8 protein-coding genes and 1 pseudogene are annotated in these 10,914 nt (G+C 71.6%); 6 read left to right on the forward strand and 3 right to left on the reverse strand.

Going from position 1 to position 10,914, the window contains the following annotated elements; genetic code table 11:
* Positions 1–90 precede the first annotated feature (90 nt).
* Positions 91–1,176: a branched-chain amino acid aminotransferase gene (locus ACFYMP_RS05635; RefSeq protein ID WP_388850935.1), complete on the forward strand. Its 1,086-nt coding sequence runs from the start codon at positions 91–93 to the stop codon at positions 1,174–1,176.
* A 128-nt stretch (positions 1,177–1,304) separates the two neighbouring features.
* On the opposite strand, the gene ACFYMP_RS05640 is transcribed toward ACFYMP_RS05635, so the two are convergent.
* A complete protein-coding gene (locus ACFYMP_RS05640; protein ID WP_388850938.1) occupies positions 1,305–2,714 on the reverse strand; it encodes an NAD-dependent succinate-semialdehyde dehydrogenase in 1,410 nt (469 codons plus the stop codon).
* 569 nt (positions 2,715–3,283) lie between these two features.
* On the opposite strand from ACFYMP_RS05640, the gene cimA reads away from it, so the two are divergent.
* Positions 3,284–4,942 (forward strand): citramalate synthase, encoded by a 1,659-nt coding sequence (cimA, locus tag ACFYMP_RS05645; RefSeq protein WP_388850941.1) that lies wholly within the window; start codon positions 3,284–3,286, stop codon positions 4,940–4,942.
* A 159-nt stretch (positions 4,943–5,101) separates the two neighbouring features.
* A complete protein-coding gene (locus ACFYMP_RS05650; RefSeq protein WP_388850944.1) occupies positions 5,102–6,499 on the forward strand; it encodes a hypothetical protein in 1,398 nt (465 codons plus the stop codon).
* A 208-nt stretch (positions 6,500–6,707) separates the two neighbouring features.
* On the opposite strand, the gene ACFYMP_RS05655 is transcribed toward ACFYMP_RS05650, so the two are convergent.
* Complete coding sequence (locus ACFYMP_RS05655) at positions 6,708–7,334, reverse strand: YceI family protein (protein ID WP_388850947.1); 627 nt, start codon at positions 7,332–7,334, stop codon at positions 6,708–6,710.
* Between the two features lie 293 nt (positions 7,335–7,627).
* On the opposite strand from ACFYMP_RS05655, the gene ACFYMP_RS05660 reads away from it, so the two are divergent.
* The 3 genes from ACFYMP_RS05660 (at position 7,628) to ACFYMP_RS05670 (ending at position 10,261) form a co-directional block, all read left to right on the forward strand.
* Positions 7,628–8,173 (forward strand): hypothetical protein, encoded by a 546-nt coding sequence (locus ACFYMP_RS05660; RefSeq protein ID WP_388850950.1) that lies wholly within the window; start codon positions 7,628–7,630, stop codon positions 8,171–8,173.
* 242 nt (positions 8,174–8,415) lie between these two features.
* On the forward strand, positions 8,416–9,990 hold the full coding sequence (locus tag ACFYMP_RS05665) for an acyl-CoA carboxylase subunit beta (RefSeq protein WP_388851040.1): 1,575 nt from the start codon (positions 8,416–8,418) through the stop codon (positions 9,988–9,990).
* A gap of 55 nt (positions 9,991–10,045) precedes the next feature.
* The gene (locus ACFYMP_RS05670) at positions 10,046–10,261 is read left to right on the forward strand and encodes an acyl-CoA carboxylase subunit epsilon (protein WP_388850953.1); all 216 of its coding nucleotides are present in this window, start codon (positions 10,046–10,048) and stop codon (positions 10,259–10,261) included.
* 551 nt (positions 10,262–10,812) lie between these two features.
* Here the strand turns inward: ACFYMP_RS05670 and ACFYMP_RS05675 are convergent.
* Positions 10,813–10,914 (reverse strand): annotated as a pseudogene (locus ACFYMP_RS05675) (ATP-binding protein); the annotation flags it as partial.

Here is a 10,914-nt window from a genome sequence, read left to right on the forward strand (position 1 = left end):
CGCGATATACGGGAATGCTTGGACGTCCTAGTACTCCACGTGCAGACGTGGGCGCGGTCCGTCACAACCCAGACCGGTGAAGGACACACCATGACGACGCCCACGATCGAGCTGAAGCCCACCTCGACCCCCCTGTCCGACGCGGAACGGGAGGCGATCCTCACCGCCCCCGGCTTCGGCCGGCACTTCACCGACCACATGGTGACCATCAAGTGGACCGAGGGCCGCGGCTGGCACGAGGCGCAGCTCGTCCCCTACGCGCCGCTCTCGGTGGACCCGGCCAACATGACGCTGCACTACGCGCAGACGATCTTCGAGGGGCTCAAGGCGTACCGGCGCCCCGACGGCTCCGTCGCGACCTTCCGCCCCCAGGCCAACGCCGAACGCTTCCAGCGCTCCGCGCGCCGCCTGGCGATGCCCGAGCTGCCCGTCGAGACCTTCGTCGAAGCCTGCGACGCCCTCGTCAAGCAGGACAAGGCATGGGTCCCGGCGCACGGTGAGGCCAGCCTCTACCTGCGGCCCTTCATGATCGCCACAGAGGTGGGGCTCGGGGTCAAACCGGCCAACGAGTACCTCTTCCTGGTCATCGCCTCCCCGGCCGGCGCCTACTTCCCCGGCGGCGTCCAGCCGGTCTCGGTGTGGCTCTCCGAGGACTACGTGCGCGCCGTCAAGGGCGGCACCGGCGCCGCCAAGACCGGCGGGAACTACGCCGCCTCCCTCGTCGCGCAGGCCGAGGCCGCGCGGAAGGGCTGCGATCAGGTCGTGTGGCTCGACGCCGTCGAGCACCGCTGGGTCGAGGAGATGGGCGGCATGAACCTGTACTTCGTGTACGGCGACAAGATCGTGACCCCCGCGCTCACCGGTTCCCTCCTTCCGGGCATCACGCGCGACTCCCTCCTCACCCTGGCCCGCGAACTGGGCTACGAGGCCGAGGAGGGCCGGATCTCCACCGAGGACTGGAAGCGCGACACGGAGAGCGGCCGGCTCACCGAGGTCTTCGCGTGCGGCACCGCCGCCGTCATCACGCCCGTCGGCACCGTCAAGTCGGCGAAGGGCGAGTGGACCCAGGGCGACGGCACCCCCGGCACGGTCACGATGCGCCTGCGCGAGGCCCTTCTCGCCCTCCAGTCCGGCGCGGCCGAGGACACCCACGGCTGGATGCACGAACTCGGCTAGACGCCCCGGCGCCCCGGAGCCGACGGGAGGGACGGGGGGCATGGGTAAGGGGCGCCGTCCCGGACGGCGCCCCTTACCCATGCCCCCCGTCCCGTGCCCTGCCCCCTGCCCGTGTAGCCCGGTCCCGCTCAGCCCGCGATACCGCGCAGCTCCGCGTCGTTGGGCAGGACCCGGACCAGCTTCTGGTTCACGAACTCGCGCATCCCGAGGTGCGACAGCTCCCGGCCGTACCCCGAGCGCTTGATCCCGCCGAAGGGCAGATCGGCCTGGGTGCCGGTGGGGTGGTTGATCCACACCATTCCGGTCTCGACGCGCTCCGCGACCCGCTTGGCCCGCTCCAGGTCGGCGCAGAACACCGAACCGCCGAGGCCGAAGTCGGAGTCGTTGGCGAGCGCCACCGCCTCGTCCTCGTCCGCCACCCGGTACACCACCGCGACCGGGCCGAACAGCTCCTCCGCGTACGCCCGCATGCCCGGCGTCACCCCGGTCAGGATCGTGGGTTCCACGAAGGCGCCCGGGTGGTCGATCCGGTTGCCGCCGGTCACGACGTGAGCGCCCTGGCCGACGGTCTCCTTGACCTGCTCGGCGAGGTCGGCGGCGGCCTTCTCGGAGGAGAGCGGCCCGAAGGTGGTCTCCTCGTCGGCCGGGTCACCGGGCCGCAGACGCGCGAACCGCTCCTTCATCCCCGCGACGAAGCGGTCGTGGATCTCGTCCAGCACGATGAACCGCTTCGAGGCCACGCAGCTCTGCCCCGTGTTCCCGAGCCGGCCCGCCACCGCGGCGCCCACCGTGCGCTCCAGGTTCTCCGCGTCCAGCACGATGAAGGGGTCGCTGCCGCCCAGCTCCAGCAGGCTCTTCTTCATGTTCCGCCCGGCGGACTCGGCGAGCGCCGCCCCCGCCCGCTCGCTGCCGGTCAGCGAGGCGCCCTTCACGTGCGGGCTGTCGATGATCCGGGCGACCTCCTCGTGCCCGACGAAGAGGTTCGTGTAGACCCCCTCGTCCAGCCCCGCGTCCCGGAACAGCTCCTCCAGGGCGAGCGCCGACTGCGGGCAGTTCCCCGCGTGCTTGAGCAGGATCGTGTTGCCGAGCACCAGATTGGGACCGGCGAAACGCACCACCTGATACAGCGGGAAGTTCCACGGCATGACCCCGAGCAGCACCCCCAGGGGCTCGTGCACGAGGTACGCCTCGCCCTCCTCCACGTCCAGGGACTCCGGGGCCGCGAAGCCGGGCCCGTGGTCGGCGTAGTACTGGAGGATCGACGCCGCGAGGTCCACCTCGCCGCGCGCCTCGCCGATCAGCTTGCCCATCTCCAGTGTCAGGAGCCGGGCCAGCCGCTCCCTGCGGTCACGCATCAGCGCGGCGGCCCGGCCCACGGCCGCCGCCCGCACCTTGACGTCCTTGGACCGCCACTCGGCGAAGGCCCGGTCGGCCCGCTCGATCAGCCGGTCGACCTCCACGCCCTCGATCGACGGGAACTCGGCGACGGTCTCCCCGTTGTACGGATTCACGGTCGCGAAAGCGGTCTTGTTCGCCATGGGGATCTCCTGGGCACTCCTGTGCCGGCTGTGGTCTCTGGTCACTGCCGGGTTACCCGTAGGAAAAGCCTTCAAACAGGTACAAATGTAGATCCTTATAAGTGGTTATCGGACCGGTGGTACCGGTGCGTACCGGTGCGAACCGGTACGGCCGGTACAGGCGGTACAGGCGGTACAGGCGGTACAGGCGGTACAGGCGGTACAGGCGGTACAGGCGGTACAGGCGGTACAGGCGGTACAGGCGGTGCGGCGGACCCGCGGGACGCTTCGCGCGGATCACATCATGAGATGAGCCGCCACGCCCGGCGCGTCCTGTGGCAGACTGCGGCCATGCTCGCTCACGCCATGATTATCGGCAGCAGCGCGCCGGTCCTCAGTGGCCGCTGAAACCGCGACACGACCTTCGCGGCAACGGCCACCGTGCCCCAGACCCGCGCGCAGACCTCTCGCACCCGCGAGGGGTCTTTTTCGTTTCCGGCCCCACCACGGCCGGGGCGCAGTGCGCGAGTAGGGGGGCAAGTGGAGCCAGAGCACGTACGGAGCCACTCTCCCGACAGGAGTCACCAGCCATGACCAGCCAGGCCACCGACGGCCTCGCCGCGCGCACCGCGCCGGCCGCCCCGAGCGAGGCCGACGCCGCCGTCGACCGCGACTTCCACGTCTTCGACACGACCCTGCGCGACGGCGCGCAGCGTGAGGGCATCAACCTCACCGTGGCCGACAAGATGACCATCGCCCGGCACCTGGACGACTTCGGCGTCGGCTTCATCGAGGGCGGCTGGCCCGGGGCCAACCCGCGCGACACCGAGTTCTTCGCCCGCGCCCGCCAGGAGATCAGCTTCCGCAACGCCCAGCTCGTCGCCTTCGGGGCGACCCGCAGGGCCGGCAGCACGGCGGCCGAGGACCCGCAGGTCAAGGCGCTCCTGGACTCCGGCGCCCCGGTGATCACCCTGGTGGCCAAGGCGCACGACCGGCACGTCGAACTCGCGCTGCGCACGACCCTGGAGGAGAACCTGGAGATGGTCCGCGACACCGTCTCCCACCTGCGCGCCCAGGGCCGGCGCGTCTTCGTCGACTGCGAGCACTTCTTCGACGGCTACAAGGCGAACCCCGGCTACGCGAAGGACGTGGTGCGCGCCGCCGCGGGGGCGGGCGCCGACGTCGTCGTCCTGTGCGATACCAACGGCGGGATGCTGCCCGCCCAGATCAGCGCCGTCGTGCACACCGTGCTCGCCGACACCGGTGCCCGCCTCGGCATCCACGCGCAGGACGACACGGGCTGCGCCGTCGCCAACACCCTCGCCGCCGTCGACGCGGGCGCCACCCACGTCCAGTGCACCGCCAACGGCTACGGCGAACGCGTCGGCAACGCCAACCTCTTCCCGGTCGTCGGCGCGCTGGAGCTGAAGTACGGCCGCCACGTCCTGCCCGAGGGGGCGCTGAGCGAGATGACCCGGATCTCGCACGCCATCGCCGAGGTCGTCAACCTCACCCCCTCGACCCACCAGCCGTACGTCGGGGTGTCGGCCTTCGCGCACAAGGCGGGGCTGCACGCCTCGGCCATCAAGGTCGATCCGGACCTCTACCAGCACATCGACCCCGACCTCGTCGGCAACCGGCTGCGCATGCTCGTCTCGGACATGGCCGGGCGCGCCTCCATCGAGCTGAAGGGGAAGGAGCTCGGCGTCGACCTCGGCGGGGACCGCGAACTCGTCGGCCGCGTGGTCGCCCGGGTCAAGGAACGCGAGCTCCAGGGCTACTCGTACGAGGCGGCGGACGCCTCCTTCGAACTGCTGCTGCGCGCCGAGGTGGAGGGCAAGGCCCGCCGCTACTTCCGCACCGAGTCCTGGCGGGCCATCGTCGAGGACCGCCCCGACGGCAGCCACGCCAACGAGGCCACCGTCAAACTGTGGGCCAAGGGCGAGCGCATCGTCGCGACCGCCGAGGGCAACGGCCCCGTCAACGCCCTGGACCGCGCGCTGCGCGTCGCCCTGGAGCGCATCCACCCCGAGCTCGCCCAGTTCGGGCTCGTCGACTACAAGGTGCGCATCCTGGAGGGGCGGCACGGCACCGAGTCCACGACCCGGGTCCTCATCTCCACGAGCGACAGCGCGGGGGAGTGGTCCACGGTGGGCGTCGCGGAGAACGTCATCGCCGCCTCGTGGCAGGCGTTGGAGGACGCGTACACCTACGGACTGCTGCGCGCGGGGGTCACGCCCGCCGAGTAACCGGCGCGCGGGCGGTCCGGGGCCGGGACGGGGCCGGGGCGCCCGCGCACGGGTCCGGCCCGCTCGCCCCTCCGGCCAAGGGAAAGTCCGGGGCGGCAAGGTGTAAAGGGAAGCTATTCCCGGCTGCCGAGCCACTCCAGGTGGGCTAGCGTCGAACACATGAGCCACTTGAGGCCGGAGTGCGGGCGCACCGCTCCCCGGCTGCTCGCGCCCCTCTTCGCGGTACTGCTCGCCCTGGGCGCCGTCCTCGCCTCGGCCCCCGGGGCGCGAGCGGCCGGGGTCGACGTCCGGGCCGCCGCCGAGGCGCTGCGCCAGGACCCCGTCTACGTCGATCCCGCGATGCGCGACCAGTTCTCCAAGGCGGGGGAGAGGGATCTGGAGAACCGGATCAAGGACGCCGGTCGCTCCGTGTTCGTCGCGGTGCTGCCCCCGGGCGGGGCGGACCGGGGCGAGGTGCTGGGCGACCTGCGCTCCCGTACCGGGATCGCGGGTGTCTACGCGCTCCGCTACGGCACCGAGTTCACCGCCGGGGCCGACTCCCGGGTCATGTCCCGTGCCGCCGTGGGCAACGCCGTCCGCACCGTCCGGGGCGAGAGCCTGACCGCCCAGCTCGACGACTTCACCGGTATCGCCCTGCGCACGGCCACCGGCGCCGCCCCCGCCTCCTGGGGCGCCGACGGCGCGGGCGGCGCTCCCGTGGCCCCGCTCGTCGTGGTGGGCGCCGTCGTAGTGCTGGGCGCGGGCGGCGTCTATCTGGTCTCGCGCGGCCGGCGACGCCGCCGCGAGCAGGAACGGCACGTGGCCCTGGAGCGGCTGCGGACCGTCGTCGACGAGGACATCACCGCCTTCGGCGAGGAACTGGACCGGCTCGACTTCCACCCGGCCGAACCCGGCGCCGACGACACCCGCAGGGCCGACTACGAGCGGGCCCTGAACGCCTACGACCAGGCCAAGTCGCTCATGGCGGCGGCCCGTGCGCCCGAGGACGTCCGCGCGGTCACCCAGGCGCTGGAGGAGGGCAGGTTCTCCCTCGCGACCCTGGAGGCGCGCCGTACCGGGGCGCCGCTGCCCGACCGGCGCCCGCCCTGCTTCTTCGACCCGCGGCACGGGCCCTCGGTCGCCGACGCCGAGTGGGCCCCCGCGGGCGGCACACCGCGCGAGATCCCCGTGTGCGCCGCCGACCGGGCCCGCCTCGACGACGGCGCACCCCCGATGGTGCGCACCGTGGCCACACCCGGCGGCGAACGCCGCCCCTACTGGGACGCGGGCCCCGCCTACGGCCCCTGGGCCGGCGGCTACTTCGGCGGCGGACTGCTGCCGGGACTGCTCCTGGGCACCGCGCTCGGCGGCGTCATGGCGACCCCCGCCTACGGCGCCGAGTACGGATACGGGTACGGCGACTTCGACGCCCAGAACGGGTACGAGGGCGGCGACGTCACCGGCTCGGACTTCGACCCCGGCGACTTCGGGGGCGGCGGGGACGGGTTCGGAGGCGGATTCGGTGGCGGGGACGGGTTCGGAGGCGGCAACAACTCCGACTTCGGCGGCGGCTTCTGAACAGGGCCTCGAAACCCTTCCCGTAAGACAGGGCCGGCGCGGGGGAGCGCGCGGCACGAGGAGCCCGCACGAACACGAGGAGCCCGCACGAACACGAGGAGCCCGCACGAACACGAGGAGCCCGCACGGAAAACGGCCGCGCCCCTCCGGCCAGGAGGGGCGCGGCCGTTTCCCGCGAGCGGTGCCGCCCAGGCGGCCGGGCGGCCGCTCAGCCGGCGTTCTTGATCGCGGAGATCTCCAGGGTGAGCTTGATCTTGTCCGAGACCAGCACCCCGCCGGTCTCCAGAGCGGCGTTGTAGGTCAGGCCCCACGCGGAGCGCAGGATCTCGGCGGTGCCCTCGAAGCCGACCCGCTCGTTGCCGAAGGGGTCCGTGGCCGCGCCGTTGAACTCCAGGTCCAGGGTGACCGGCTTGGTCGTGCCGAGGATCGTCAGGTCACCCGTGACCCGGTAGTCGTCGCCGCCCAGCGCCTGCGCCGAGGTCGAGCGGAAGGTCATCGCCGGGTGGACCTCGGTGTTGAAGAAGTCCGCGCTGCGCAGATGCCCGTCACGGTCGGGGGAACCGGTGTCGATGCTGTCCATCCGCACGTCGATCGAGGCCGTCGACTTCGAGGGGTCGGTGCCGTCGAGGTGCAGCGTGCCCTCGAAGTCCTTGAAGCCGCCCTTGACGTTGGTGACCATGGCGTGCCGGGCGGAGAAGCCGAGGCTCGAATGCGCCGGGTCGAGGGTGTAGTCACCGGTCAGTGCGGCGAGGTCCGGGCTGACCTCGGCGGGGGCCGCCGCCGGGGCAGCGGTGCCGGTGGTGTCCGTGTCGTTCTTGCGGCCGAAGAGACCCATGAGACTGCTCCTGGAGGACGAGCCCCGGCTGACCGCCGAAGCTGTTGAACTTTCAACGATGTCGACGGTAGCGCCATTCCGTTCAACTTTCAACATCCAACGCTGGGTGGTGCCCCGTGCGCCCAGAGTGTTCCTCCCCGGCGCCTCCCGCGCTGCCGCCACCCGTCCGTTACGCCCTCTGGCGTACCGGTGCGGCGTACGGCAGGATCGCCCTGCCCCCGCCCGCACGGACCCCCACGCGGAGCGCTCCCACGCGCCCCGTCCGCCGCTGTGCGCAGAAGGAGAGACCCCTCATGTCAGCGATACCGGTGCCCGCCCCCGTCCGCCGCGGCCCCAGGCTGCGCTCCGCCCTCACCGTCGGCACGCTCCTCGGCGCGGCCCTCTTCGCACCCGGCCTCGGCGCGCTCGCCGCGGCCCCCGCCTTCGCCGTCACCAAGATCAGCCACGCGACCGCGACCTCGATGTTCACGTCCTCGGGCATCTCCTGGTCGTCCTCGGGCGGCTGCTCCAACCGCAACACCTCGACCTGTACGTCCTTCGACCAGCTCAACCTGGCCACCGCCCAGGGCGCCCAGACCCTGAGGTCCGCCTCCGGCTGCGCCCTCAACATCACCGGCGGCACCGAGACCGGGCACGCCTCCGGCACCTACTCGCACTGGAACGGCTACAAGCTCGACTTCGGCAAGAACACCTGCCTGACCAACTACGTGAAGAACACCTTCACCTACATCGGGCTGCGCGGGGACGGGTACCCGCAGTGGCAGGCCGCCTCCGGGAACCTCTACGCCGACGAGGGCAACCACTGGGACGTGACCTTCAAGAACTGCGGCGGCTGCTGAAACCGGAGCGCGTCACCCGGCGGGACCCGACAGTGCGGCCACGGCCGCCGGGCCCGCCGTGTGGCGCAGATCTCCCGGAGGGTATTGTGCGACCCCTACAAGCCGCACCCTCTCCAGACAGCCGGTCCCGTCCCTCCGGTGCTCGTTTCTGTCCAGGAGCACCAGGAAATGGCGCGCGAGACTGTGCGCTTCCGACGGACCCTTTGAGCCTCCTGGTTTCGTAAGGTCACTACATGACCGTTTTGGACGAGACGCAGGACGAGCCCAAGGATTCCCGCGGACGCGTGGCCGAACTGCACGCGATCCGTGCGCGGGCCGTGGCGGGCCCCAGCGAGCGGGCGACCGAGGCACAGCACGCCAAGGGCAAGCTGACCGCTCACGAACGCATCGAACTGCTCCTCGACCCCGGTTCCTTCCACGAGGTGGAGCAGCTGCGCCGGCACCGCGCCACCGGCTTCGGCCTGGAGGCCAAGAAGCCGTACACCGACGGTGTCGTCACCGGCTGGGGCACGGTGGAGGGCCGCACGGTCTTCGTCTACGCCCACGACTTCCGGATCTTCGGCGGCGCCCTCGGCGAGGCTCACGCCAGCAAGATCCACAAGATCATGGACAAGGCCATCGCGGCCGGCGCGCCCCTCGTCTCGCTCAACGACGGTGCCGGGGCCCGTATCCAGGAGGGCGTCTCCGCGCTCGCCGGCTACGGCGGCATCTTCCAGCGCAACACCAGGGCGTCCGGAGTCATCCCCCAGATCTCCGTGATGCTCGGTCCGTGCGCGGGCGGCGCGGCCTACAGCCCCGCCCTGACCGACTTCGTCTTCATGGTCCGCGAGACCTCGCAGATGTTCATCACCGGCCCGGACGTCGTCAAGGCGGTCACCGGCGAGGAGATCACCCAGAACGGCCTCGGCGGCGCCGACGTGCACGCCGAGACCAGCGGCGTGTGCCACTTCGCGTACGACGACGAGGAGACCTGCATCGCCGAGGTCCGCTACCTCCTGTCGATGCTCCCGCAGAACAACCGCGAGAACCCCCCGGTCTCCCCGAGCGACGACCCCGCCGACCGGCGCGGCGACCACCTGCTCGACCTCGTCCCCGCCGACGGCAACCGCCCCTACGACATGCGCAAGGTCATCGAGGAACTCGTCGACGACGGCGACTTCCTGGAGATCCACGAGCGCTGGGCCACCAACATCATCTGTGCCCTGGCCCGGCTCGACGGACAGGTCGTCGGCCTCGTCGCCAACCAGCCGCAGTCGCTCGCCGGGGTCCTCGACATCGAGGCCAGCGAGAAGGCCGCCCGCTTCGTGCAGATGTGCGACGCCTTCAACATCCCCATCGTCACCCTTCTGGACGTCCCCGGCTTCCTGCCCGGAGTGGACCAGGAGCACGGTGGGATCATCCGGCACGGCGCGAAGCTCCTGTACGCCTACTGCAACGCGACCGTCCCCCGGGTCTCGGTCATCCTGCGCAAGGCCTACGGAGGCGCCTACATCGTCATGGACTCGCAGACCATCGGCGCCGACCTCACCTACGCCTGGCCGACCAACGAGATCGCCGTGATGGGCGCCGAGGGGGCGGCCAACGTCATCTTCCGCCGCCAGATCGCCGCGGCGGACGACCCCGAGGCGACGCGCACCCGCATGGTCAAGGAGTACAAGGCCGAGCTGATGCACCCGTACTACGCGGCCGAACGCGGCCTCGTGGACGACGTCATCGACCCCCGCGAGACCCGTCAGGTCCTCATCGACTCGCTCGCGATGCTCCGCACCAAACACGCCGACCTGCCCTCCCGCAAGCACGGCAACCCGCCCCAGTAAGCGCCCGCCGCCCGCCGCCCGCTGTCACGGGCCAGAGACAAGGACAGATACCGAAATGAGTGAATCCGTCACCGCGACCGGCGACTTCCTGCGGGTCGAGAAGGGCCACGCCGGCCCCGAGGAACTGGCCGCCATCACCGCCGTCCTGATGGCCCGCGCCGCCGCCCGCTCCGCCGAGCCCGCGCCCCTGACCCACCGCGGCCGCACCCGCGCCGGCTGGCGCCGCCTGGAGCGCGAGCCCGGCTTCCGCGCCCCGCACAGCTGGCGCTGACCCGCCCCGCACGGCGAAGACCCCGCCCCCTGAGGCGAACTCCAGGGGGCGTTGCCACACAAGTTGACCAACTGGCCGTTGCCAGGAACTCAGCGAGACGCTCGGCCGGGGTTTCCCGGCCGAGCGTTTCGCGTGGGCGGCTGTTCCACTCGGCAGCCGCCGAGCGCTGATCATCACCATGTCCTTGGCCATGCGGGGGCCGGCGCCGTCAGGACTGGCGGTGCGGCCTGCGCGTCGTGCCGAGGCCGGCGGATCGGCGGGGCCCCGCGGGTGTTGCCTGTGGCCTGGCGGCCGACGCGCCACCGCTTCCCGCTACGCCGGTCGATGCCGACGATCCGGCAAGCATCCACGCTGCTGAGGCCCTGGTCCGTGAGCCGGAGGTATTCCTCCCGCTCACGGACCAGGGCCTCGCGGCCTGACGCCCGCCCCCGGTCCTCCCGGAACTTGAAGTCCGTCGCATCCCCTGAGCCGGGGTGTTGCGACGACCACCAGAACGGAAGCCCGTGAGAGGGGGCGGGGCCTTTCGCGTACCGTCGGCGGCCCGGTGGTGCTCAGCGCAGGCGTGCCATGAGGGCGTGTTCGACGAGGGTGATGAGGGCTGATTTGGCGTCGGCGCGGTGGCGGGCGTCGGTGGTGATGATGGGGGTGTCGGG

Source organism: Streptomyces sp. NPDC007088 (assembly GCF_042869355.1).
Lineage (GTDB): Bacteria > Actinomycetota > Actinomycetes > Streptomycetales > Streptomycetaceae > Streptomyces.